The sequence below is a fragment of the Leifsonia sp. KNZ13-11D genome, assembly GCF_056754895.1.
This window is the reverse complement of sequence record NZ_JBPGWU010000001.1, coordinates 497533-520184: the sequence shown is the minus strand read 5'-3', so window position 1 is coordinate 520184 and position 22652 is coordinate 497533. Positions and strand designations below refer to the sequence as shown.

At 71.3% G+C, this 22652-nt stretch carries 25 protein-coding genes; 19 read left to right on the top strand and 6 right to left on the bottom strand.

Annotated elements, in window-relative coordinates; translation table 11 throughout:
* Window positions 1–39 precede the first annotated feature (39 nt).
* Entirely contained in the window at window positions 40–300 is a 261-nt protein-coding gene (gene purS, locus ACR9Y5_RS02660; RefSeq protein WP_481296507.1) for a phosphoribosylformylglycinamidine synthase subunit PurS, read from the top strand.
* The gene (gene purQ / locus ACR9Y5_RS02655; protein WP_481296506.1) at window positions 300–998 is read left to right on the top strand and encodes a phosphoribosylformylglycinamidine synthase subunit PurQ; all 699 of its coding nucleotides are present in this window, start codon (window positions 300–302) and stop codon (window positions 996–998) included. Before purS ends, purQ begins: the two co-directional genes overlap by 1 nt.
* Window positions 999–1002: 4 nt before the next feature.
* Here the strand turns inward: purQ and ACR9Y5_RS02650 are convergent, their stop codons facing one another.
* Together ACR9Y5_RS02650 and ACR9Y5_RS02645 are read right to left on the bottom strand one after the other, a co-directional pair.
* A complete protein-coding gene (locus ACR9Y5_RS02650; RefSeq protein WP_481296505.1) occupies window positions 1003–1368 on the bottom strand; it encodes a TfoX/Sxy family protein in 366 nt (121 codons plus the stop codon).
* A 21-nt stretch (window positions 1369–1389) separates the two neighbouring features.
* Window positions 1390–1557: a hypothetical protein gene (locus ACR9Y5_RS02645; protein ID WP_481296504.1), complete on the bottom strand. Its 168-nt coding sequence runs from the start codon at window positions 1555–1557 to the stop codon at window positions 1390–1392.
* 34 nt (window positions 1558–1591) lie between these two features.
* Between ACR9Y5_RS02645 and purL the strand changes: the two genes are divergently transcribed.
* Together purL and ACR9Y5_RS02635 are read left to right on the top strand one after the other, a co-directional pair.
* The gene (purL, locus tag ACR9Y5_RS02640; RefSeq protein WP_481296503.1) at window positions 1592–3910 is read left to right on the top strand and encodes a phosphoribosylformylglycinamidine synthase subunit PurL; all 2319 of its coding nucleotides are present in this window, start codon (window positions 1592–1594) and stop codon (window positions 3908–3910) included.
* A gap of 93 nt (window positions 3911–4003) precedes the next feature.
* Entirely contained in the window at window positions 4004–5002 is a 999-nt protein-coding gene (locus ACR9Y5_RS02635; protein WP_481296502.1) for an alpha/beta hydrolase, read from the top strand.
* Here the strand turns inward: ACR9Y5_RS02635 and ACR9Y5_RS02630 are convergent.
* Window positions 4999–5919 carry a DMT family transporter gene (locus tag ACR9Y5_RS02630; RefSeq protein ID WP_481296501.1) on the bottom strand — a complete coding sequence of 307 codons (921 nt, stop codon included), beginning with the start codon at window positions 5917–5919 and terminating at the stop codon, window positions 4999–5001. The two genes, ACR9Y5_RS02635 and ACR9Y5_RS02630, sit on opposite strands and share 4 nt — an antisense overlap.
* Window positions 5920–6107: 188 nt before the next feature.
* On the opposite strand from ACR9Y5_RS02630, the gene ACR9Y5_RS02625 reads away from it, so the two are divergent.
* The 7 genes from ACR9Y5_RS02625 to ACR9Y5_RS02595 all read left to right on the top strand — a co-directional run bounded on the left by ACR9Y5_RS02625 (window position 6108) and on the right by ACR9Y5_RS02595 (window position 13045).
* A complete protein-coding gene (locus ACR9Y5_RS02625) occupies window positions 6108–7295 on the top strand; it encodes an LLM class flavin-dependent oxidoreductase (RefSeq protein WP_481296500.1) in 1188 nt (395 codons plus the stop codon).
* Between the two features lie 39 nt (window positions 7296–7334).
* Window positions 7335–8024 carry a CE1759 family FMN reductase gene (locus tag ACR9Y5_RS02620; protein ID WP_481296499.1) on the top strand — a complete coding sequence of 230 codons (690 nt, stop codon included), beginning with the start codon at window positions 7335–7337 and terminating at the stop codon, window positions 8022–8024.
* Window positions 8025–8151: 127 nt separating this feature from the next.
* Window positions 8152–9630, top strand: a complete 1479-nt coding sequence (locus tag ACR9Y5_RS02615) for a glycosyltransferase (RefSeq protein ID WP_481299508.1) — start codon at window positions 8152–8154, stop codon at window positions 9628–9630.
* 101 nt (window positions 9631–9731) lie between these two features.
* Window positions 9732–10445 carry an ABC transporter ATP-binding protein gene (locus ACR9Y5_RS02610; RefSeq protein WP_481296498.1) on the top strand — a complete coding sequence of 238 codons (714 nt, stop codon included), beginning with the start codon at window positions 9732–9734 and terminating at the stop codon, window positions 10443–10445.
* On the top strand, window positions 10442–11773 hold the full coding sequence (locus tag ACR9Y5_RS02605) for a permease (RefSeq protein WP_481296497.1): 1332 nt from the start codon (window positions 10442–10444) through the stop codon (window positions 11771–11773). Before ACR9Y5_RS02610 ends, ACR9Y5_RS02605 begins: the two co-directional genes overlap by 4 nt.
* A gap of 29 nt (window positions 11774–11802) precedes the next feature.
* The gene (locus ACR9Y5_RS02600; RefSeq protein ID WP_481296496.1) at window positions 11803–12117 is read left to right on the top strand and encodes a chorismate mutase; all 315 of its coding nucleotides are present in this window, start codon (window positions 11803–11805) and stop codon (window positions 12115–12117) included.
* Between the two features lie 4 nt (window positions 12118–12121).
* Window positions 12122–13045, top strand: a complete 924-nt coding sequence (locus tag ACR9Y5_RS02595; RefSeq protein ID WP_481296495.1) for an SDR family NAD(P)-dependent oxidoreductase — start codon at window positions 12122–12124, stop codon at window positions 13043–13045.
* Between the two features lie 44 nt (window positions 13046–13089).
* On the opposite strand, the gene ACR9Y5_RS02590 is transcribed toward ACR9Y5_RS02595, so the two are convergent.
* Complete coding sequence (locus ACR9Y5_RS02590; RefSeq protein ID WP_481296494.1) at window positions 13090–13383, bottom strand: hypothetical protein; 294 nt, start codon at window positions 13381–13383, stop codon at window positions 13090–13092.
* 62 nt (window positions 13384–13445) lie between these two features.
* Here ACR9Y5_RS02590 and ACR9Y5_RS02585 point away from each other — a divergent pair, with 62 nt between their 5' ends.
* Entirely contained in the window at window positions 13446–14726 is a 1281-nt protein-coding gene (locus ACR9Y5_RS02585) for a GNAT family N-acetyltransferase (protein WP_481296493.1), read from the top strand.
* A gap of 108 nt (window positions 14727–14834) precedes the next feature.
* Here ACR9Y5_RS02585 and ACR9Y5_RS02580 read toward each other — a convergent pair whose 3' ends face one another.
* A complete protein-coding gene (locus ACR9Y5_RS02580) occupies window positions 14835–16121 on the bottom strand; it encodes an adenylosuccinate synthase (RefSeq protein WP_481296492.1) in 1287 nt (428 codons plus the stop codon).
* Between the two features lie 118 nt (window positions 16122–16239).
* On the opposite strand from ACR9Y5_RS02580, the gene ACR9Y5_RS02575 reads away from it, so the two are divergent.
* From ACR9Y5_RS02575 to ACR9Y5_RS02550, 6 genes are all read left to right on the top strand, one after another.
* Window positions 16240–16971, top strand: a complete 732-nt coding sequence (locus ACR9Y5_RS02575; RefSeq protein ID WP_481296491.1) for a TetR/AcrR family transcriptional regulator — start codon at window positions 16240–16242, stop codon at window positions 16969–16971.
* A complete protein-coding gene (locus ACR9Y5_RS02570) occupies window positions 16968–17666 on the top strand; it encodes a hypothetical protein (RefSeq protein ID WP_481296490.1) in 699 nt (232 codons plus the stop codon). Before ACR9Y5_RS02575 ends, ACR9Y5_RS02570 begins: the two co-directional genes overlap by 4 nt.
* Entirely contained in the window at window positions 17663–19516 is a 1854-nt protein-coding gene (locus tag ACR9Y5_RS02565; protein ID WP_481296489.1) for a YhgE/Pip family protein, read from the top strand. Before ACR9Y5_RS02570 ends, ACR9Y5_RS02565 begins: the two co-directional genes overlap by 4 nt.
* 123 nt (window positions 19517–19639) lie before the next feature.
* The gene (locus ACR9Y5_RS02560; RefSeq protein WP_481296488.1) at window positions 19640–19804 is read left to right on the top strand and encodes a hypothetical protein; all 165 of its coding nucleotides are present in this window, start codon (window positions 19640–19642) and stop codon (window positions 19802–19804) included.
* A 46-nt stretch (window positions 19805–19850) separates the two neighbouring features.
* Window positions 19851–20690 (top strand): metallophosphoesterase, encoded by an 840-nt coding sequence (locus ACR9Y5_RS02555; RefSeq protein WP_481296487.1) that lies wholly within the window; start codon window positions 19851–19853, stop codon window positions 20688–20690.
* Entirely contained in the window at window positions 20687–21091 is a 405-nt protein-coding gene (locus ACR9Y5_RS02550; protein ID WP_481296486.1) for a DUF3052 family protein, read from the top strand. The genes ACR9Y5_RS02555 and ACR9Y5_RS02550 overlap by 4 nt, the downstream gene beginning before the upstream one ends.
* A 9-nt stretch (window positions 21092–21100) precedes the next feature.
* Here the strand turns inward: ACR9Y5_RS02550 and ACR9Y5_RS02545 are convergent, their stop codons facing one another.
* Window positions 21101–21736, bottom strand: a complete 636-nt coding sequence (locus tag ACR9Y5_RS02545) for a TrmH family RNA methyltransferase (protein ID WP_481296485.1) — start codon at window positions 21734–21736, stop codon at window positions 21101–21103.
* A gap of 95 nt (window positions 21737–21831) precedes the next feature.
* On the opposite strand from ACR9Y5_RS02545, the gene ACR9Y5_RS02540 reads away from it, so the two are divergent.
* A complete protein-coding gene (locus ACR9Y5_RS02540) occupies window positions 21832–22629 on the top strand; it encodes an HAD-IIA family hydrolase (protein WP_481296484.1) in 798 nt (265 codons plus the stop codon).
* Window positions 22630–22652 lie beyond the last annotated feature (23 nt).

Below are 22652 nucleotides of genomic sequence, written 5' to 3'. Positions count from 1 at the left end.
AACCCCCACCCTTGTCGCCCGAGTGAGCGGAGTATCCCCGTGCCGACCATCGTTGTAGAAGTGATGCCCAAGGCCGAGCTGCTCGACCCGCAGGGCAAGGCGGTCGCCGGCGCCCTGGCCCGCACCGGTCGCGGCGTCGTCAGTGGAGTCCGCGTCGGCAAGCGCTTCGAGCTGACCGTCGACGGCCCGATCGACGACGCGGTCCGTGCCACGGTCGAGGAGATCGCTGGCGAGATCCTCTCCAACTCCGTGATCGAAGACGTCGTGGGCATCCACTACCCGGCCGAGGTCGACGTCTGATGCGCATCGGCGTCATCACCTTCCCGGGCTCGCTCGACGACCGCGACGCCCTCCGCGCCGTCCGCCTCGCCGGCGCCGAGCCGGTCGCGCTGTGGCACGGCGAGCACGACCTCCAGGGCGTCGACGCCCTCGTGCTCCCCGGCGGCTTCAGCTACGGCGACTACCTGCGCTGCGGCGCCATCGCCTCCCTCTCGCCGATCATGACCGAGGTCGTGGACGCGGCGCAGAAGGGCATGCCCGTGCTCGGCATCTGCAACGGCTTCCAGATGCTGGCCGAGGCGCACCTCGTCGCCGGGGGCCTGATCCGCAACGACCACGGCACCTTCATCCGCCGCGACCAGCACCTCACCGTCGAGAACACGCAGACGCCGTGGACGACCGGCTTCGAGCAGGGCCAGGAGATCGTCATCCCGCTGAAGAACGGCGAGGGCGGCTTCATCGCCTCGGCCGAGGAGCTGGCACGCCTGGAGGGCGAGGGCCTCGTCGTGTTCCGCTACGCGGGCGTGAACCCGAACGGCTCGCTCGATGACATCGCGGGCGTGCGCAACGAACGCGGCAACGTGGTCGGCCTCATGCCGCACCCCGAGCACGCGGTCGAGCCGGGCTTCGGCCCCGACACCCGCGACGCCATGCGCTCCGGCACCGACGGCCTCACCTTCTTCACCTCCGTCATCCGCTCGGCATTGGTCGAGGCCTGACGTCTCAGCCTGCGGCGCCGCCTCGCGGCTTCTTGGGCGGCATCGGCCTGACCTGCTCCAGAGCCACGCCGATCCACTCGCGCAGCAGCTCGGGGTCGGACTTCCACGCCTCGGGCAGGGCGACGTAGCCGCCCATCGGCCTCTCCGGCGGCCCGTACGGCCCGGTGCCGTCGATCGCGAGCAACTCGTCGCGCACGGCGGAGTCGGGGAGCCGCACCCCGACCTGATCCCCGAACAGCCCAGCGAACATGTTGCCGTTCACGAACGCGGCGAGGTTGGCGAACATCGGCCGGATGCTCACGTCCGGGGCGTCGGGCACCACCGAACGGAACAACTCCTGGGTCTCCGCTGACGGGCGCGGAATCTGCATGGCGGCCTCCTCGCCGTCACCCTACTGCCGCTCGTCCTTGCGCCAACCGCTGAAGATCGACGGCAGTCGCCCACCATGGACGGCGTCGTCGACCTCTGCGACTGAGCGGCGGGGTCGTAGGAGCACCACGGACGCCTCGGGCCGCGAGCCGGTCTGCGCCTCCGTCCAGCCCGGTAGACTGGACCCCATCCCCCGCCTGCCCCGCCCAGCCAGGAGTGCCCGCGTGACCGACACCGCCACCGCCCACGTCGTCGACACCGTCGCGAACGCGATCGAGACCCCGGAGCGGGAGCAGCCGTTCGCGGCGCTCGGGCTCAAGGAGGACGAGTACGCGCGCATCCGTGAGATCCTGGGCCGCCGCCCCACCAGCGGCGAACTGGCGATGTACTCCGTGATGTGGTCGGAGCACTGCTCCTACAAGTCGTCGAAGATCTACCTGCGGCAGTTCGGGCAGAAGGTCAGCCCGGCGATGAAGAAGAACCTCATGGTCGGCATGGGCGAGAACGCCGGCGTGGTGGATGTGGGCGAGGGCTGGGCGGTCACCTTCAAGGTGGAGTCGCACAACCACCCCTCCTACATCGAGCCGTTCCAGGGCGCCGCGACCGGCGTCGGCGGCATCGTGCGCGACATCATCTCGATGGGCGCACGCCCGGTCGCCGTCATGGACCAGCTGCGTTTCGGCGCCATCGACAGCGCGGACACCGCACGCGTCGTCCACGGCGTCGTCTCGGGCATCTCGTTCTACGGCAACTGCCTGGGCCTTCCCAACATCGGCGGCGAGACCTACTTCGACCCGGTGTACCAGGGCAACCCGCTCGTCAACGCGCTCTCCGTCGGCGTGCTCCGCCACGAGGACCTGCACCTGGCGAACGCATCCGGCGCGGGCAACAAGGTCGTGCTGTTCGGCGCCCGGACCGGCGGCGACGGGATCGGCGGAGCGAGCATCCTCGCCTCCGACACGTTCTCCGCGGGCGGCCCGACCAAGCGCCCGGCCGTGCAGGTCGGCGACCCGTTCGCCGAGAAGGTGCTCATCGAGTGCTGCCTGGAGCTGTTCCGCGACAAGCTGGTGGAGGGCATCCAGGATCTGGGTGCAGCCGGCATCTCGTGCGCGACCAGCGAGCTCGCCTCCAACGGCGACGGCGGGATGTTCATCGAGCTCGACAAGGTGCTGCTGCGCGACCCGAGCCTCACGGCCGAGGAGATCCTCATGTCGGAGAGCCAGGAGCGCATGATGGCGGTCGTGAAGCCGGAGCTGCTCGACGCCTTCCTCGCGGTGACCGCCAAGTGGGATGTGGAGACCAGCGTGCTGGGCGAGGTCACCGAGACCGGCCGCCTGGTCATCAACTGGAAGGGCGAGGAGATCGTCAACGTCGACCCGCGAACCGTCGCGGTCGACGGCCCGGTGTACGAGCGTCCCGTCGCCTACCCGACCTGGATCGACGCCCTGCAGGACGACACCGCCTCGGTGCTCCCCCGCCCGATCACCGGCGACGAGTTGCGCGAGCAGACCCTGGCGCTCCTCGGCAGCGCCAACCTGGCCGACAAGGGCTGGATCACCGACCAGTACGACTACTTCGTCGGCGGCAACACCGCGCTGGCGTTCCCCGACGATGCGGGCATGATCCGCGTCGACGAGGAGTCCGGGCTCGGCTTCGCCATCGCGACCGACGCCAACGGACGCTACTGCCAGCTCGACCCGAAGCAGGGCGCCAAGCTGGCGCTGGCCGAGGCGTACCGCAACGTCGCCGCGTCCGGCGCCGTGCCGGTCGCGGTCACCGACTGCCTCAACTTCGGCAGCCCGGAGAACCCCGAGGTCATGTGGCAGTTCTCGCAGGCCGTCGAGGGCCTGTCGGACGCGTGCCTCGAGCTCGGGATCCCGGTCACGGGCGGGAACGTCTCGTTCTACAACCAGACCGGCGACACCCCGATCTTCCCGACCCCGGTCGTCGGCGTGCTCGGCGTCATCGACGACGTCGCCCGCCGCATCCCCGCCGGCTGGCAGGACGAGGGCGAGAACATCTACCTGCTCGGCACCACCCGCGAGGAGCTCGACGGCTCGGCGTGGGCGGGCACCATCCACGGCCACCTCGGCGGACGCCCGCCGGCGGTCGACCTGGACGCGGAGCGCTCGCTCGCCGAGGCGCTTCACGCGGCCTCGCTCGAGGGTCTCGTCTCGTCCGCTCACGACCTCGCCGACGGCGGTCTCGCCCAGGCTCTCTCCGAGAGCGTCATGCGCTTCGGCGTGGGCGCGCGGGTCTGGCTCACCGAGATCCAGGAGCGCGACGGTGTGGATGCGGCGACCGCCCTGTTCTCGGAGTCGACCGCCCGGGTGATCGTCACCGTCCCGCGTGAGGACGACGTGAAGTTCCGCGGCCTGTGCGAGGGGCGCGGCATCCCCGCCCTCCGCATCGGCGTCACGGACGCCGAGGTCGGCGCCCAGCCCGTGCTCGAGGTACAGGACGTCTTCACCATCGGCCTCGAGGAGCTGCGCGGCGTGCACCGTTCGACGCTTCCGGAGCACTTCGGCCCGACCGTCGCCTGACCGGCGTCCTCGACCTCGACAGCGACGTCGCGTCGGCGTGTCGAGCGCCGACGCTGACGAGGCGTGGCCGCCGCATACCGCTACGGTGAGGGCATGACGAGAGCGCGGCGCGTGGTGGCTTGGGTCGCCGGCGTCGTGCTCCTCGGATCCGCAGTATTCGCGGCGCTGCGAGCCACGCCGTGGCCCGCGGCACTCATCATCCGCCGCGTGTTCACGAAGGGCGCCGCCGAGACGGTGGCCGAGATGGAGCCGTTCGCGCCGGCCGGGGTGACCGCTCGAACCCGCGTGGCATACGCACCCGGATCGCGCGACACCACGTTCGACATCTTCCGCCCGGCGGCGGCCGATGGACCGTCGCCCACTGTGGTCTGGATCCACGGTGGCGCGTGGCTGTCTGGCGTGGCCGCGGACGTGACGCCGTACCTCCGCATCCTCGCCGCCGAGGGGTTCACGGCGGTCGCGCCCGACTACACGATCGCGCCCGAGGCGGCCTACCCCACTGCGCTCCGGCAGCTCAACTCGGCGCTCGCCCACCTCGTCGACAACGCGGCGGAACTCGGCGTCGACTCCGCCCGCATCATCCTGGCCGGAGATTCCGCGGGAGCCCAGCTCGCCAGCCAGCTCGCCGCGATCACGTGCGACCCCGCGTACGCGCGGCAGGTGGGCGTCCGGCCGGCCCTCGAACCGTCGCACCTGGCCGGGGTCGTCCTGTTCTGCGGCGTCTACGATCTGCAGTCGCTCGCCGACGTGACCGGACTCCTCGGCTGGGGATTCAAGACCGCGATGTGGGGGTACAGCGGAACGAAGGACTGGTCGGACTCGGCAGCCGGCCGGACGATGTCGACGATCCGCGCGGTCACCGGCGACTTTCCGCCCACCTTCATCTCCGGAGGAAACGGCGACGGGCTCACTGCGTCGCAGTCGCTGCCGATGGCGGCCGCCCTCCGCGCGGCCGGCGTGGACGTGACCGAGCTGTTCTGGCCGGCCGACCACGAGCCGTCCCTGCCCCACGAGTACCAGTTCCACCTGCGATTCGACGAGGCGCAGGAGGCGCTGACCGCCCTCGTCGACTTCCTCCGCAGGCTTACCTAACGGGCTGCCGCCTCCTGCGCCGCCAGCTCTGCCTGCCGCCGGGTGAACAGCCGCACGCGCTGCTGCGTGAGCAGGATGCCCGCGAGCACGACGACCGCGCCGACCGGCTCGTTCCAGGTCAGGTGCTCACCGAGGACGAGGATGCCGAGGGCGACCCCGACGACAGGCGTGACGTACGTGACGCCGGAGGTGGTGGTCGGCCCCCACGCGCGGAGCACGTTCATGTTCCAGATGTAGACGACGCCCGTTCCGAGCGCGCCGAGCGCCAGGAGCGACAGGAGCACCGGCCAGCTGAACGTGATGGGATGCCAGGCGATCACGGGCGTCAGCAGGATCATGATCACGGCCGCCAGCCCGATGTTGAGGAGGGCGCTCGTGGTCGCCGAGACCGCCCGCGGGCTGATGAACCGGCGGATGTAGCCGAAGCTGAACCCATAGCAGGTGACGGCCCCGAGGCAGGCGAGCTGACCCCAGAGGCTGCCGGCGAGCGCATCCACGGCCCACGGTCCGACGACGATGACCACGCCCAGGATGCCGATGAGCACGCCCAGCACCTGGTCGCGGTTCAGTTTCTCGACCCGGAACGCGGCCGTCACCAGGATCGCGGTGGTGATGGGCGTCACCGCGTTGTAGATGCTCGCCAGGCTCGACGACACGTACTGCTCCGCCCACGCGAACAGGAGGAAGGGGATGACGCAGTACGTGACGGCGACGACCGTGAAGTGCAGCCAGACGATCGGCTCACGCGGGAGACGGGCGCGCATCGCGAGCGCGATGATGCCGAGGGTGATCGCTCCGAAGACCAGGCGCGCCCAGGCGACCTGGCCGAAGCCCACTCCGGTGAGGGCGACCTTCATGAACAGGAAGCTGGCGCCCCAGACGAGCCCCATCGCGGCGAACTGCAGAGCGACTTTCACCCCTCGACGCTATCGGGTGCCGCCGACCTCCGGCACGCGGGAATCGGACAGGGATGCACGAGATCCGGCCATCCGCCCACCCTCGCCGAGCCGCGCCTCAGCGACCATCATGGAGGCGGGAATACTTCCCGACCCTCTGCGTTGTATGCATTTGCATAGAACGGCACGACCGAAAAGAGGAGCCAGCCATGCAGTACGGAATCTTCTCCGTCAGCGACATCACCCGCGACCCCGTGTCCGGGCAGACGCCGAGCGAGGCGGAGCGCATCGACGCGATCGTGAAGATCGCGAAGCACGCGGAGGAGGTCGGGCTGGATGTCTTCGCCATCGGGGAGCACCACAACCCCCCGTTCTTCTCGTCGTCGCCCACGACGCTGCTGGCCCACATCGCCGCGCTCACCGAGCGCCTCACGGTCACCACATCCACGACGCTGATCACCACGAACGACCCGGTGCGCATCGCCGAGGAGTACGCGATGCTGCAGCACCTCTCCAAGGGCCGCATGGACCTGATGGTCGGGCGCGGCAACACCGGCCCGGTGTACCCGTGGTTCGGCCAGGACATCCGCCAGAGCCTGCCGCTCGCGCTCGAGAACTACAACCTCCTGCACCGCCTGTGGCGCGAGGACGTCGTGGACTGGGAGGGACGCTTCCGCACTCCGCTGCAGGGTTTCACCTCCACACCGCGGCCCCTCGACGACGTGCCGCCCTTCGTCTGGCACGCCAGCATCCGCACGCCGGAGATCGCCGAGCAGGCCGCCTTCTACGGCAACGGCTTCTTCGCCAACAACATCTTCTGGCCCAAGGAGCACTTCCAGCGCCTGATCGCCTTCTACCGCGAGCGCTTCGAGCACTATGGCCACGGCACCGCCAAGCAGGCGATCGTCGGACTCGGCGGCCAGGCGTTCATCGCGAAGAACTCGCAGGACGCGAAGGACCAGTTCCGCCCCTACTTCAACGAGGCGCCGGTGTACGGCAACGGCCCGACGATGGAAGAGTTCACGGACGCCACCCCGCTCACCGTCGGCAGCCCGCAGGAGGTCATCGACAAGACGCTGACCTTCCGCGAGTGGGCCGGCGACTACCAGCGCCAGCTGTTCCTGATGGACCACGCCGGACTGCCGCTGAAGACGGTGCTCGAGCAGCTCGACCTGCTCGGCGAGCACGTCATCCCCGTGCTCCGCAAGGAGACCGAGGCGCGCAAGGACCCGGAGACGCCCGACGCCCCCACGCACGAGTCGCTCGTGAAGGCCAAGTACGGCGACGCCGACCCGCGCCAGCCGCGCCCTAACGCCAACCGCGGCGACAACGTCACCGGCGCCTCCCCCTACCAGGACACCGAGGAGCAGTTCCAGGCCAGCTACCCGTCGCTCTGACGGCCGCCTGAGAACCGCACACCTGAGAGAAGGAAGATCATGACCGAATCCCCGCGACCGTTCCGCGTCGTCGTGGTGAACGCGGGCGTCAGCGACCCGTCGTCCACCAAGATGCTCGCCGACCGGCTCGCCCTGCGGGTCGAGGCCGCCGCCCAGCGCGACGGCCGCACCGTGGAGACGCTGAACCTCGACCTGCGGGAGGTGCTGCCCGAGCTCGGGGCGGCCCTGGCCTCCGGGCACCTGGGGCCGAAGTTCACCAAGGCGATCGAGGCTCTGAAGTCGGCGGACGGCATCATCGCGACCGCGCCGGTCTACAAGGCCGGCCCGAGCGGGCTGTTCACCTCGTTCTTCCAGGTGCTCGACAACGACCTGCTGATCGCGAAGCCCGTCGTGCTCGGCGCGACCGCCGGCACCGCCCGGCACGCGCTCGTCGTCGACGGCGAGATGCGCTCCCTGTTCGCCTTCCTCCGCACGATGACCGCGCCGACCTCGGTGTTCGCGTCGACGGAAGACTGGCAGGACAAGTCGCTCGGCACGCGGATCGACCGCGCGGCCCGGGAGCTCGTCGTGCTGATGGAGTCGGAGGTCGAGTCCAAGATCACCGACACCTCGTGGGACAGCTACCAGCACGAGTTCGGCTCGGCCGGAGGCAACGAGCTCGGCATCGACCTCGGCTCCGACCTGATGCGCCTCGCCGCCGGCGGGACCCTTCCCGGCGCCCGGCGATGACCGCGGACAGCCTTCCGTCCGCGAACAGGCCCCGGCATCGCCGGGGCCTGTTCGCGTCTCGGGACCGGGGCGGCCGCGGTAGGGTGCAGGGTAGAACAGGGAGGTCTCGGGGTTGGACGTTCTCAGCGTGCTCCAGTGGATCGGCGTCGTCGTCTGCCTGATCCTCGCGCTCTCGGGGCTCATCCCGGTGCTGGCCGCCGCCGCGACGTTCGTGGTCATCCCGTTCCACGCGTGGATCAACCACTACAAGAAGGCCGCACCGTACCTGCCGCGGGTCGCCATCGTCGTCCCGGCCTGGAACGAGGGCGCGGTGATCGGCGCCTCCATCGACCGGCTGATGAAGCTGGACTACCCGCTCGAGGCGCTCCGCATCTACGTCGTCGACGACGCGAGCACCGATGACACCTCGGACGTCGTGCGCGACCGGGCCGCCCGCTACCCGGGCAACGTCCGCCTGCTGCGCCGTGAGCAGGGCGGCCAGGGCAAGGCGCACACCCTCAACCACGGCATCGCCACGGTGCTCGAGGACGACTGGATGGAGGCGCTCCTCATCATGGACGCCGACGTCATCTACACGCCCACGTCGCTGCGACGCATGACGCGCCACCTCGCGGACCCGGAGGTCGGCGCGGTCTCCGCGTACATCCACGAGGGCAGCGGGGACCGCAACTGGCTGACCAAGTTCATCAGCACCGAATACGTGCTCTCGCAGCCGGCCGCGCGCCGGGCGCAGAACGTCCTCGGCGCGCAGGCCTGCCTCGCGGGCGGTGCGCAGCTGCACACCCGCGAGAACCTGCTCGCGATCGGCGGCCGGATCGACACCTCCACCCTCGCAGAGGACACCATCACCACCTTCGAGACGCAGCTGCAGGGGCGGAAGGTGGTCTTCGAGCCGCACGCGCACGTGCTGGCCGAGGAGCCTCGCGCGATCGACGGGCTGTGGAAGCAGCGGCTGCGCTGGGCGCGCGGCAACGTCTCCGTGACCGCCCGCTACGCGAAGGTCTGGTTCCGCCCGAGCCGCCGGCACCACCTCGGCGGCATCAGCTTCGGGATCGTCTGGTTCTCGCTCTGGCTGCTGCCGCTGATCATGATCCTGTCGTCGATCGGACTGGCCGGGCTGTTGTTCCTCTCGAACGAGGTGGCGACCGGGGTGTTCCGCGTCCTCTGGATCTCGGCGGCGCTGGCGTACCTCTTCGTGCTCATCCTGGGATCGCAGACCGACGGTGCGACGACCAAACGGGAGCTGGGTCACGTGCTGCTGTTCCCCGGGATCGTCAACATGCTGGTGATGGTCACCGCGCTGTTCCCGCCCGTGATGCTGGTCTGGCTGCCCGGGCTGTTCGGCGTCACGCTCAGCGGACCGGCACTGTTCGCGATCACCCTGGCGATCTACATCTGGATCCCGTTCTCGATGGTGGTCGCCTGGCTGGCCCGCACGGCCGAGAAGACGCGCGCGGGCCGCTGGCTCTCCCCCGCCCTGATCTACCTGGCGGGTTACGGCTCGCTGCTGTGCGCGATCACCTTCGACTCCTACCTGAAGGAGCTCGCGGGCGCCGAGGCGCAGTGGGACAAGACCGAGAAGGTGGGCCGCGTCGCCACCGGCTGAGGTCTCGTACCGCGGGACCACATCCCGAGGATGAGGCCGCCCGATGAGGATGCGCCTCCCGGGCGATGCCCGCGCCTCCGCTCCGCCGCGAGGCTGGGGGCATGACCTCACCAATGAGCCCTTCACCCGCACCGGCCCTGTCGGCCGCCGGGCTGACCAAGACCTACGGTCCCTCCACGGCCCTCGCCGGCGTCGACTTCCGGGTGGATCCCGGCGAATCGGTCGCGATCATGGGTGCCTCCGGCTCCGGTAAGACCACACTGCTGCACTGCCTGGCGGGCATCGTCCGCCCGGACAGCGGCTCGGTCGTGCTCGCGACCGCGCGGGGCCCGCTCGAGGTCACGGCCCTCGACGAGGCGGGCCGTTCGCGGCTCCGCCGGGAGGCCTTCGGCTTCGTCTTCCAGCAGGGGCTGCTGCTCCCGGAGCTGACCGCGGTCGAGAACGTCGCCCTGCCGCTGATGCTGACGGGGACCGACCGGCGCGCAGCGGAGCAGACGGCCGCGATGTGGCTCGCGGCCCTCGGGCTCGCGGGTTTCGAGTCGCGGCGGATCGGCCAGCTCTCGGGCGGTCAGGCGCAGCGCGTGGCGATCGCCCGGGCGCAGGCCACGGGAGCCTCCGTGATCTTCGCGGACGAGCCGACAGGCGCCCTCGACTCGGCGACCTCGGCCGAGGTGATGGATGCGCTCATCCGCTCGACCACGGAGCGCGGTCGCTCCCTCGTGGTGGTCACGCACGACGAGTCGGTCGCCGCCCGCTGCTCGCGCGTGCTCCGGCTCGCCGACGGCCGGATCGTGGATCGGGCGGTCACGCGATGACGACGCTCCGCCTCGCGTGGCTGTTCGGCCGCCGCAGCGCATCCGCCCGCTCCACCGTCGTGCTGCCGGTCACCGCGTTCGCGGTCGTCACGACGCTGCTCCTCATCGTCGCGGGCGGCGCGCACGCCTTCTTCGGCTGGACCGACGGCACCGCCGGCGTGTACCAGGCACTCGCCGTGATCGCGCTCTCCCTGCTCGTGGTGCCGCTGGTCGCGCTCGGCGGCTCCGCGGCGCGGCTGTCCGCGCGACGGAGGGACGAGCGCCTGTCGAGTCTCCGGCTGCTCGGCGCGACGCCGGGCCTCGTCACCGCGCTGACGGTCATCGAGTCGACGGTGCTCGCCGCCGCCGGCGCGATCGCCGGGGTCGTGCTGTACCTGGCGACCGCGCCGCTCGTCGGGCTCATCCCGTTCCGCGGGGAACCCCTTGGGATGTCGGTGCTGCTCGGCCCCGGCTGGGTCGCCCTCGTCGTCGCCGGCACGGGCGCCCTCGCCGCGATCAGCGCGGCGGTCGGGTTGCGCGGGGTGATCGTCTCGCCGCTCGGCGTACGGACCCGCGAGCGCGCTCCGCGCATCCACTGGGTGCGGGCCGTGCTGGCCGTGCTGGTCGTCGGCATCGCGGCAGCGGCGCTCACCGCGCTGCGGGCGATGCCGGACATGACCATCGTCTTCGGCGTGCTCGCGGCCGCCTTCGGCGGCACCGTGGCCGTGCTCAACCTGGTCGGGCCGTGGGTGCTCCGGCGTCTGGCGGCACGCCAGGCGAGACGCGCGCGGACGGTTCGGCGGCTGCTCGCCGCGCGCAGCATCCTGGAGTCGCCGAAAGCCGCGTGGCGGCAGGTCTCCGGCGTGGCGATGACGAGCTTCGTCGCCGTGTTCGCGGGCGTGGGCGTCTCGCTGATGGACGTCGCCGGAGACAGCGCCGACCCGTCGTCGCGGATGCTGGTCGGCGACATCCGCACCGGCGTCGTGATCACTGTCGTCGCTTCGTTCCTCACGGTCGCCTGCTCGGCCGGGGTGAACCAGGCGGCCTCGATCCTGGACCGGCGCGACCTCTACGTCAGCCTGGACCGCCTCGGGATGCCGATCGCGGAGATGAACGCGTCGCGCAGCCGCGCGATTCTGTGGCCGCTGCGCATCGTCGCCGTCGGGTCCGCGGTCACCGCCGCCGCTGTGATGCTGCCCCTCACCGGGATGAGCCTGCTCCTGTCGCCGCTGACCCTGCTGGTCGTCGCCGGATGCCTCGCAGCGGGCATCGGCCTGGTCTGGGCGGCCCTGCGCGCGACGCGACCGGTCCTCGCCCGGGTGCTCGCGGAGCCGTCACCGAGCCTGTGACCGGGGCGCCGGTCCAGTAGGGTCGATGCATGGGCGAGAACCGGGAGATGGAGGATGCGCTGGCTCGGCTGCACAGCATCCGGCAGAGTATCGACAACATCGACGCGGCGGTCATCCACATGCTCGCCGAGCGGTTCAAGTTCACGCAGCAGGTGGGCGCGCTGAAGGCCGAGCACGGCCTGCCCCCGGCCGACCCGGAGCGCGAGAAGGAGCAGATCCAGCGGCTGCGGGCGCTCGCGGAGGAGAGCCACCTCGACCCGGCGTTCGCGGAGAAGTTCCTGACCTTCATCGTCGCCGAGGTCATCCACCACCACGAGCGCATCGCCGGCGAGAACGGCCGCTGACCCGGTGGGCTGGGATGCGGCGTCCCTGCCGGACGCGAGCGGCCGCACGGTCGTGATCACCGGCGGGAACGCGGGGGTCGGCTACTTCACCGCGGAGCAGCTGGCGCGTGCCGACGCGCACGTGGTGCTGGCCTGCCGCGACCCGGAGCGCGCGGAGGCCGCCGTCTCGGCGATCCGCCGCCGGGTGTCCCGCGCGAACGTTGAGGCGATGCCGCTCGACGTGACCGATCGCCGTTCGATCGACGCGGCGGCGGATGCGCTCCTCGAGCGCGGCACGGTGGATGCCCTGGTGCTGAACGCTGGGATCGTGCATCCTCCGCGCTCGCGGCGGACCGACGGCGAGGGCAACGAGCTCGTGCTCTCCACGAACGTGCTCGGCCATTTCCGGCTGGTGGCGCGTGCGCTGCCGGCGCTCACCTCCGCAGCGGATGGGCGCGTGGTGACACTCGGCTCGCTCGCCACCCGTCTCGGCCGCCTCCGCCTCGACGACCTGGAGCTGCAGCGCTCGTACACGTCATGGCGGGCGTACTCGGGGTCGAAGATCGCAGCGCAGGCGTTCGGGTTCGAGCTCGACCGGCGCTTGCGCGCCTCCGGCACGCCGGTGCGCAGCATCGTGGTGCATCCCGGCTATTCGACGTCAGGCCGCACGCCGGGCATCCGAGGCGTCAACCAGCCGACGCGGCTGAAGCGCTTCGCCGACAACCTGCAGGCCGCGTGGACGCAGGGCAAGGACGACGGCGCGCAGGCGCCGGTCCGCGCCGTGCTCGACCCCACCATCCAGGGCGGCGACTACCTGGGTCCTGCGCTGTGGACGAAGGGCGCCCCCGTGCACGCACCTGCCACCCGGGCGTCGCGGTCGCCCCGACTCGGGGCCCGGCTGTGGCCGCTGCTCGAGGACGCGTCGGGTCAGCCGTTCCCGCCGCTGTAGCGCCGCCCGAGCCCTGCTCTAGCGCTGCGCGAGCGCGGCGTGGTTCACGCCGCGACGACGATGGAGAGCAACCGGTGGTCGGCGGGCACCTTCGCGCGCAGCGCGTCGCGCGCGGACGCGTAGTCGACGCCCTCCGCCTCGAGCTCTTCGACGGCCGACTCGCGGATGACGGCGGTCGCGATCACGCGGCCGCCGCGCGGCATGGCGTTGTGCACCTGAAGGAGGTCGAATCCGTCGGGCACCTGCGCCTCGATGAGCGCGCGGGCCGACTCCGCGTCGTCGGCCTCGGCGGTGAGCTCCTTCGTCAGACTGGTCTGGATGAGTCCACGCACCTTCATGCTCCAACGGTATCGGACGGCCGCACCTGCCGCCGCCGCCCCGCGGCCGATACGGTGAAGGGATGGACTACCGCACCCAGCCCATCGATCCCACCTCCGAACGAGACCTCTCCGCGGGCGGCCTGCGCCTTGAGCTGGTCGACACGACCGACGCGGCCGCCTTCGACGGTTGGATCCGGGCCGATTTCCGGGGCTTCCACAGTGGGCGCCCGAAGGAGGAGGTGCTGGAGGAGGCGCGCGGCTACCTCGGCGGCCGCCGCACCACCGGCGTGTACGACGACGCGATCCCCGCGCGGGAGCCGGTCGGCACGGTCAACTCCTGGGTCGCGCCGCTCACCGTCCCGGGCGGCACCCGCGTCGACGCCTGGGCGATCAGCTCCGTCACCGTGGCGCCGACGCACCGCCGTCGCGGCATCGCCCGGGCTCTGCTCGGCGGCGAGCTGCGCACCGCGCACGCCCTCGGGGTGCCCCTCGCCATCCTGACCGTCTCCGAGTCGGTGATCTACGGACGCTGGGGGTTCGGTCCCGCGACCTACGCGACGGCCTGGACGGTCGACACCAAGCGCGTCCGCTGGGCGGGCGCCGAGACCACCGGCCGACTGTCGTTCACCGACCCCGAGGAGTACCGCGGCACCGCGGAGCGCGTGCTCGACCTCGTAATGGCGGGCCGGCCCGGTGAGATCGGGCTGGAGACATACCTGGCGCACCGCTTGACCGGTCCGTTGAAGGGCGACTCCGAAGCGGACCGCTACCGCCTGGTGCGCTACGACTCGCCGTCTGGCGAGCCCGAGGGCTTCGTCTCGTACACGGTCAAGGGCGACGACGACTTCACGCGCCACACCGTGGACGTCAGCTACCTGGCGGCGGCCACCGACGAGGCGCTCACCGCCCTGTGGCGCTACCTGCTGGAGCTCGACCTGGTGGCCAGCGTGAAGGTCTGGACGCGCGGCGTCGACGAGCCGCTGCCCGCGCTGGTCTCCGACATCCGCGGTGCCCAGGTCACTGCGGTCGAGGACCACCTGTGGGTGCGCATCCTCGACGTCCCGGCGGCGCTGCAGGCGCGGACATACGAGCGCGACGGCTCGATCGTGCTCGAAGTGACCGACGACCTCGGCATGGCCGGCGGCCGCTACCGCCTGACGGTGACGGACGGCCGCGCCGAGGTCGCCACCACCGAGGGCGGCGCGGACGTGACCCTGCCCGTGGCCTCGCTGGGCAGCGTGTACCTCGGCCACGACACGGCCCGCGCGCTCGCGCTGGCCGGCCGCATCCAGGGCGACGCCGAGGCGCTCGATCGGCTGTTCCGCACGGCGGTGCCCCCGCGCCTCAGCACCTGGTTCTGAGGCCGGAGCGACCCGAGAGCGTCGGCCTCAGTCGATCAGGTCGTGGCGCACCACGATCTGGTCGCGGGCCGGGCCCACGCCGATCGGAGCGACCCGAGAGCGTCGGCCTCAGTCGATCAGGTCGTGGCGCACCACGATCTGATCGCGGGCCGGGCCCACGCCGATCGCGGAGATGCGGGCGCCGGACATGCGCTCGAGCGCGAGCACGTAGTCCTGCGCGTTCTTCGGCAGGTCCTCGAAGGTGCGCGCGCCGCTGATGTCCTCGGTCCAGCCGGGGAACTCCTCGTAGATCGGCGTCGCGTGGTGGAAGTCGCTCTGCGAGGCCGGGACCTCGTCGTGGCGCACGCCGTCGACGTCGTAGGCGACCGCCACGGGGATGCGCTGGATGCCGGTCAGCGTGTCGAGCTTGGTGAGCACGAAGTCGGTGACGCCGTTGACGCGCGCGGTGTAGCGGGCGACCGGGGCGTCGTACCAGCCGGTGCGGCGCGGGCGGCCGGTGGTGGTTCCGAACTCGAAGCCGCGCTCGCGCAGGAACTCGCCCCACTCGTCGAAGAGCTCGGTCGGGAACGGACCGGCGCCGACGCGCGTGGTGTACGCCTTGACGATGCCGATCACGCGGTCGATGCGGTTGGGCCCGATGCCCGAACCGGTGGCGGCGCCACCCGCCGTGGAGTTGGAGGAGGTGACGAACGGGTAGGTGCCGTGGTCGACGTCCAGCATCGTCGCTTGGCCGCCCTCGAAGAGCACGTACTTGCCGTCCTCCAGCGCCTGGTTGAGCAGCAGCGAGCTGTCCACCACCATCGGGCGCAGGCGTTCGGCGTACTCGAGCAGCTGCTCGACGACCTCGTCGACCGTGATCGCACGGCGGTTGTACACCTTCACCAGCAGGTGGTTCTTCTGGTCGAGGGCGCCCTCGACCTTCTGCCGCAGGATGTTCTCGTCGAAGAGGTCCTGGATGCGGATGCCCACCCGGTTGATCTTGTCGGCGTACGTCGGGCCGATGCCGCGACCGGTGGTGCCGATCTGGCGCTTGCCGAGGAAGCGCTCCGTGACCTTGTCGATCGTGCGGTGGTACGACGTGATGACGTGCGCGTTCGAGCTGACCTTGAGGCGGGAGACGTCGACGCCGCGGGCGATCAGCGCATCCAGCTCCTCGAACAGCACCTCGATGTCTACGACGACGCCGTTGGCGATGACCGGGGTGACGCCCTCGGTGAGGATGCCGGACGGCAGCAGGTGCAGGGCGTACTTCTCGTCGCCGACGACGACCGTGTGGCCGGCATTGTTGCCGCCGTTGAACTTGACCACGTAGTCGATGCGGCTCCCCAGGACGTCGGTCGCCTTGCCTTTGCCTTCGTCGCCCCACTGGGCGCCGATGATCACGATCGCGGGCACGTGGATGTCCTCTCGGTGGATGGAACGCGTCGGCGCCACCCGGACGACCGTCGCACTCGATCCTATCGCGAGACACTAAGTTGCACACCCGTGTGCAAGAAGGGAGTACACTGGTGGCATGCCCACCCCCTCCACCCGCGCACCGCGACGCGACGCGACGGCCAACCGCGAGGCGATCCTCGCCGCCGCCGCGGTCGCGCTGAACGAGGACATCGACGCCTCCCTCGAGAACATCGCAGCGCGCGCCGGCCTCAGCCGCCGCGCGGTGTACGGACACTTCGCGACCCGCGACGAGCTCCTCGTCGAGGTGTTCACCCGGGGAGCCCGTCGTCTCGCCGCCCTGCTCGACCCGGTGTCGCATCCCGACCCGCTGGTCGAGATCGCCCTTTTCGGCGCCACACTGTGGGCCGAAGTCGAGCACGTGCGCGTGAGCGCGGCTCTGGCGGTCCGCGGGCCGCATCGCGAGCTGGTCGGCACCGCACTCGACCCCGCCCGCGAGCGGCTGCGCGAGACGGTGCGGCGCGGGATGGAGTCGGGAAGCATCCGCACCGACCTCGACCGCGAGACGGTCACCCGCCTGATCGAGAACGCGGCGGTGTCCGTCCTCGACGAGGCGACCCGCGCACGGCTCAGCCCCGAGGCGGGTCACCGCCTCGTCATGCTGGCCGGGCTGGGCGCCGCGGGGATGGGATGGACGGACGCCGGAGCGCTCATCGCCGCGACGCCGGCGCTGGCCTTCGGCGCCGCCGGACGCGCCGCCGGAAGCACCGCATCCGGAACCACGGCATCCGCGACCCCCGCATCCGGAACCACGGCACCTGCCGCCACAGCGGAAGGGGCCCGCCGATGAAGGTCGTGCTCGACCGCGTCGCCAAGGGCGCCGCCCTGCCGCCCACCTCCGCTTCGTTCGAGACCGGGCGCGCCTCGCTCGCGCGCGCAGAGACGGAGCAGCGGCCGACCGTGCTCGGTCTGATCGCCTCCGGGCGGATGCGCCCCGACGCGGGCGCTGTCACGATCGACGGAGCCACCGACTTCCGAACCATGCGGCGGCGGATCGCCCTGATCGACGCACCGGATGTCTCGGAGCCGGCCGCCGATGTGACGGTCGCGGGCATCGTCGCCGAGGAGCTGATGTTCGCTGGCCGTGCGTCGCATCCCGTCGCCGTCAACCGCTGCCTGCGCGAACTCGAGGCCGCGCAATGGGCGCGGCAGTCGATCGGCACGGTCCCGCCGACGGTGCGCATCCGCCTGCTCGCCGAGCTGGCGCTGCTCCGCGCGGGCGTGGACGGCCTCGTGCTCGTCTCGCCCGACCGGCACGGCGGCGATCCCGTCGAGTGGTGGCGCTTCGCGCGCGAGGTCGCCGGACGGGGGATCGCCGTGCTCGTGGTGGCGGGCGACGCCTCCGCCGCCGCGATCGCCGCGGCGTCCCTGGTCTCGCGCATCGACGAGACCGACCAGCAGACCTTCGACGAAGACCCCGGCCGGGACGACACCGACGAGCTCCCGGACCTGATCATGACCCAGCCGAGTGAAGAAGGCGCATGAAGATCCCGCAGATGATCGCGGCGGAGTTCCGCCGCCTGACCGCAAGCCCCATGTCCATCGTGGCGCTCATCGCCCTGATGTGCGTGCCGGTTCTGTACGGCGGGCTGTACCTGTGGGCGAACCAGAACCCGTACGCCAACCTCGACCGCATCCCCGCCGCGATCGTCGTCGACGACGCCGGCACCACGGTCGACGGCGCCCCCGTGAACTACGGCGATCGGGTCGCCGACCAGCTCATCGAGGACGGTTCGTTCCAGTGGCACCGCGTGGCCGAAGGATCCGCGGCCAGCGGCGTGGACGACTCGAAGTACGACTTCAGCATCACGTTCCCGAAGGACTTCTCCTCGGCGCTGGCGTCCGCGTCGGGCACCGACCCGCACCGCGCGGTCGTGACGCTGACCACGAACGACACCAACAGCTACCTGGCGTCGACCATCGGCACGCAGGCCGCCGAGAAGATCCGCACCTCCATCGTCAAGCAGGTGAACGAGCAGGCCGCGAAGCAGTTCCTCGTTGGCCTCGCCGACATCCGCTCGAACCTCGTGACCGCCGCCGATGGCGCCGACAAGCTGGTCGACGGCAGTGCGACCGCGCAGTCGGGCGCGTCGCAGCTGGCCGACGGCACCGCGCAGCTCGCATCGGGCTCGCAGGAGCTGGCGGGGAAGCTCGGCGAGCTGACCTCCGGCGCTCAGCAGGTGAGCGACGGCGCGGCCCGGGTCGCGGCGGGCAACCGCGAGCTCGCCGCGAAGGCGAACGACGCCGCCGCGGCCGCGACGCAGATCGCCGCCGCAGCGCCGGCCGCGCAGCAGGACCTGCTGAACCGCCTCACCGCCGCCGGCGCCACGCCGGAGCAGCTCGACCAGGTGAAGGCGGTGCTCGGCGACCTCGACACGACGGTGACGTCCGGCAACGAGCGGATCCAGAGCGCCGTCGGGCAAATCGACCAGCTCTCGGCGGGCGCGGATCAGGTCGCGGGCGGGGCGTCGCAGGTCGCCTCCGGGTCGCAGCAGGCCGCCGCCGGTGCGTCGCAGCTGGCCTCGGGCGCCTCCAGCGCGGCCTCCGGAGCGGCACAGCTCCGCGACGGACTGACCACGCTGCACGACGGCACGGCGCAGCTGCGCGACGGGCTGAAGTCGGGCGTGGACCGCATCCCGGACAACTCCCCCGCCCTGCAGAAGAAGCAGGCGTCGACCATCTCCGACCCGGTGGACCTCAAGAACGACTCGATCACCTCCGCCGGCACGTACGGCGCGGGACTGGCCCCGTTCTTCGTGGCGCTGGCGGCCTGGATCGGCATCTACGCGCTGTTCCTGATCGTGAAACCCGTCTCGCGCCGTGCCATCACGGCGCTGCACTCGCCGCTCACGATCACCCTCGCCGGCTGGCTCACCCCCGGCCTGCTGGGCGCCGTCCAGATGATCGGGCTGTTCGCGATCGTCGCGGGCGCCCTCGGGTTCCGGATCGACGACCCCGCGGGGATGTACGGGCTGATGGCGCTCGCCTCGATCACGTTCGCGGCCATCATCCTGGCGCTCAACGTCTGGCTGGGCAGCGTCGGGCAGTTCCTGGGCCTGGTCCTGATGGTGCTGCAACTGGTGACCGCGGGCGGCACCTTCCCCTGGCAGACGCTGCCCGGCCCGCTCGCGGCCCTGCATCACGCACTGCCGATGTCGTACGCGGTGGACGGCATCCGTCAGCTCATGTACGGCGGCAACCCGGCGACCGCCTGGGCGGACGCCGGCGTGCTGGCCCTGTGGATGCTGCTCGCCCTGCTGATCGCGGCCATCGGGGTGACGCGGATGACGCACTTCCGCACCCTGCGCGACCTGCGGCCGTCGCTGATCGGCTGACGACCCGCACGGCCCGCGCCGCGCACCGGCCGGGGCCGGGCTCGGGCCGCGAGACCCTGGTGGGCGCCCGTCGCCTGGCGCTAGTGTGGCGCCCACCAGCACTCGACCTTCAGGAGGACGACCATGGCCGATCTCGAAGCCCAGGCGGCTCTTTCCCAGGCGCGACAGGCGGCCAGCGCCGCGAGCTACGACATCCAGAAGCTGCCCGAGGACTCCATCGAACGGCAGGCGCTGCACAACCTCGTGACGGCGGTGGACGCGCTGATCCAGGCGGTCGACACCGAGTGACGGGCGGCGCCCGGGCGACGACGGTGGCCGGCGCTAGGGTGGCGGCGTGACCGATACGCTGCGCATCCTCCACCTCTCCGACACGCACCTGTACGGCGACGGGCGGCTGCAGTACGGCATCGTCGACACGCTGGGCGCCCTCGACCGGGTGCTGGCACGCGCCGCGTCGCTGACCGAGGTGGATGCGGTGGTCGTCTCGGGCGACCTGTCCGAGGACGGCAGCGCCGCGTCGTACCGGCGGCTGAAGGCGACACTGGACCCGTGGGCCGGCGAACGCGGTGCGGTCGTCGTCTACGCGATGGGCAACCACGACCTGCGCGACGGGTTCGAGGAGGTGCTCGGCGACCGCGAGACCGACGTCTCGGTGCGCGGGTTCCGCATCGTCACCGTCGACACCTCCGTGCCGGGGGCCGGGTACGGGAAGGTGACCGAAGCGCAGCTCGACCGGCTCCGCGAGACGCTGTCGACGCACGCCGAGAACGGCACGGTCGTCGTGCTGCACCATCCCCCCGTCCCGCCGACCACCGTGCTGTTCGAGCCGCTCCGGCTGGTCGAACCCGAGCCGCTGCTGGAGATGTGCGCGGGAGGCGACGTGCGGCTCATCCTCGCCGGGCACTTCCACCACGGGCTCGTCACCGAAGCGGGCGGCACGGGCATCCCCGTGGTCGTGGCGCCGGCGGTCGCCAACACGACGGACGTGCTCTGGCCGCCGCCCCGGGAACGGGCCGTGCGCGGCGCCGGCTTCGCCTGGATCCAGCTGCCGGTCGACGGCCCGATGCGGGCGCACCTCATCGCCGCCCCGGCGAAGGACGACGGCGAGACCGTCTACGACCTCGACGCGGAGGCCGTCCGGCGTATCGCCGACGACGCCGGCTGGCGCCGGTGAGCACACCCGCCGGGTACTCCGGGACTCCGCTGTGGAAGAAGCTCGGAGTGAAACCCGGCATGCGGGTGTCCGTGCTCCACGCGGGCGCGGGGTGGCGCATCCCTCTCGACGACCCGGCGTCGGTCGAGTGGGCCGACGACGGTCCGGCGGGACTCGTGCTGGCGTTCTACCGCACGGCGGCGGAGTTCCTGTCCGAGCTCGACGCGCTCGGCGAGCGCATCCGGCCCGACGGGATGATCTGGGCGGCCTGGCCGCGCAAGGCCGCCGGGCACGTCAGCGACCTGAACGAGAACGTGATCCGGGATGCGGCGCTGGAGCGCGGGCTGGTGGATGTGAAGGTCGCCGCGATCGACACCGACTGGTCGGGGCTGAAGCTCGTCTGGCGGCGCATCAACCGCTGACCCCTGGCCTCAGGCGAAGGGCACGTGCTGCGTGATCCAGGTGTGCATCGCGATCGCCGCCGCCGCGGAGGCGTTGATCGAGCGGGTGGAGCCGAACTGGGCGATCTCGACCACAGCGTCCGCCGCGTCCAGCGCCGCCTCGGAGAGCCCCGGGCCCTCCTGACCGAAGAGCAGGACGCACTCCCGCGGCAGCGCGAACGTCTCGATGCCGACCGAGCCCGGGACGTTGTCGATCGCGATCACGGGCAGTCCCGAACCGCGGGCCCACACGACGAAGGACGCGACATCCTCGTGGTGCACGACGTGCTGGTAGCGGTCGGTGACCATCGCGCCGCGCTTGTTCCAGCGGCGACGGCCGATGATGTGGACGGTGTCGGCGGCGAACGCGTTGGCGCTGCGGACGATCGAGCCGATGTTCATGTCGTGCTGCCAGTTCTCGATCGCCACGTGGAAGGGGTGGCGGCGCTCGTCGAGGTCGGCGACGATCGCCTCCATGGTCCAGTAGCGGTAGCGGTCGATCACGTTGCGCGTGTCCCCGTGCCGCAGCAGCTCCGGGTCGTACCGCGGGTCGTCGGGCCACTCGCCCGGCCACGGCCCGACGCCGTAGGTCGTCAGCTCGTGCGTCGGGTTGGGCGTGTCGTCCACCGCACAAGCGTATCCACAGCCGGGCTCCGTGCCTCACCGCTGCGCGGTCCCGGCCCGTAAGCTGGACGCATCGAATCCCCGTGGAAGGAGTCCGCGTGACGCGTCGCGACGAGATCGAGTGCTGGCTCACCGACATGGACGGTGTGCTCGTCCACGAGAACCAGGCCCTGCCCGGCGCGTCTGACCTCATCCAGCAGTGGCGCGATCAGGGCACGCCGTTCCTGGTGCTGACCAACAACTCCATCTTCACGCCGCGCGACCTCGCGGCGCGGCTGCGGACCTCGGGACTCGACGTGCCCGAGGACTCGATCTGGACCTCCGCACTGGCGACCGCGGACTTCCTCAAGTCGCAGATGCCCGGCGGCACCGCGTACGTGATCGGCGAGGCCGGCCTCACCACGGCACTGCACGAGGCCGGGTTCATCATGACCGACACCAACCCCGACTACGTGGTCGTCGGCGAGACCCGCAGCTACTCCTTCGACGCCATCACCAAGGCGATCCGGTTGATCGGCAAGGGCGCCCGGTTCATCTCCACCAACCCGGACGCCACCGGCCCGAGCGCCGAGGGACCGCTGCCGGCGACCGGCGCGGTGACCGCGATGATCACGAAGGCCACCGGCCGCGACCCGTATGTGGTCGGCAAGCCGAACCCGATGATGTTCCGGTCGGCGATGAACCGCATCGGCGCGCACTCCGAGAACACCGCGATGATCGGCGACCGGATGGACACCGACGTCGTCGCGGGCATCGAGGCGGGCCTGCACACCATCCTGGTGCTCACGGGGATCAGCGACCGCAGCGAGATCGAGCGCTACCCGTTCCGCCCGGACGAGGTTCTCAGCGGCGTCGACGAGCTGGTCGTCCGGGAGCCGGTCGAGACCGAGCTCTGACGCTCGCTCCCGGGCATCGGGGT

Bases quoted from the DNA above. Each gene is read 5' to 3' on its own strand.
- ACR9Y5_RS02625 (WP_481296500.1), top strand. From the start codon at position 6,108: ATGCAGTACGGAATCTTCTCCGTCAGCGACATCACCCGCGACCCCGTG.
- ACR9Y5_RS02650 (WP_481296505.1), bottom strand. From the start codon at position 1,368: ATGCAGATTCCGCGCCCGTCAGCGGAGACCCAGGAGTTGTTCCGTTCG.
- ACR9Y5_RS02600 (WP_481296496.1), top strand. From the start codon at position 11,803: ATGGGCGAGAACCGGGAGATGGAGGATGCGCTGGCTCGGCTGCACAGC.
- ACR9Y5_RS02590 (WP_481296494.1), bottom strand. From the start codon at position 13,383: ATGAAGGTGCGTGGACTCATCCAGACCAGTCTGACGAAGGAGCTCACC.
- ACR9Y5_RS02620 (WP_481296499.1), top strand. From the start codon at position 7,335: ATGACCGAATCCCCGCGACCGTTCCGCGTCGTCGTGGTGAACGCGGGC.
- ACR9Y5_RS02605 (WP_481296497.1), top strand. From the start codon at position 10,442: ATGACGACGCTCCGCCTCGCGTGGCTGTTCGGCCGCCGCAGCGCATCC.
- ACR9Y5_RS02645 (WP_481296504.1), bottom strand. From the start codon at position 1,557: ATGGGGTCCAGTCTACCGGGCTGGACGGAGGCGCAGACCGGCTCGCGG.
- ACR9Y5_RS02585 (WP_481296493.1), top strand. From the start codon at position 13,446: ATGGACTACCGCACCCAGCCCATCGATCCCACCTCCGAACGAGACCTC.
- purQ (WP_481296506.1), top strand. From the start codon at position 300: ATGCGCATCGGCGTCATCACCTTCCCGGGCTCGCTCGACGACCGCGAC.
- ACR9Y5_RS02610 (WP_481296498.1), top strand. From the start codon at position 9,732: ATGACCTCACCAATGAGCCCTTCACCCGCACCGGCCCTGTCGGCCGCC.
- ACR9Y5_RS02635 (WP_481296502.1), top strand. From the start codon at position 4,004: ATGACGAGAGCGCGGCGCGTGGTGGCTTGGGTCGCCGGCGTCGTGCTC.
- ACR9Y5_RS02575 (WP_481296491.1), top strand. From the start codon at position 16,240: ATGCCCACCCCCTCCACCCGCGCACCGCGACGCGACGCGACGGCCAAC.
- ACR9Y5_RS02560 (WP_481296488.1), top strand. From the start codon at position 19,640: ATGGCCGATCTCGAAGCCCAGGCGGCTCTTTCCCAGGCGCGACAGGCG.
- ACR9Y5_RS02570 (WP_481296490.1), top strand. From the start codon at position 16,968: ATGAAGGTCGTGCTCGACCGCGTCGCCAAGGGCGCCGCCCTGCCGCCC.
- ACR9Y5_RS02565 (WP_481296489.1), top strand. From the start codon at position 17,663: ATGAAGATCCCGCAGATGATCGCGGCGGAGTTCCGCCGCCTGACCGCA.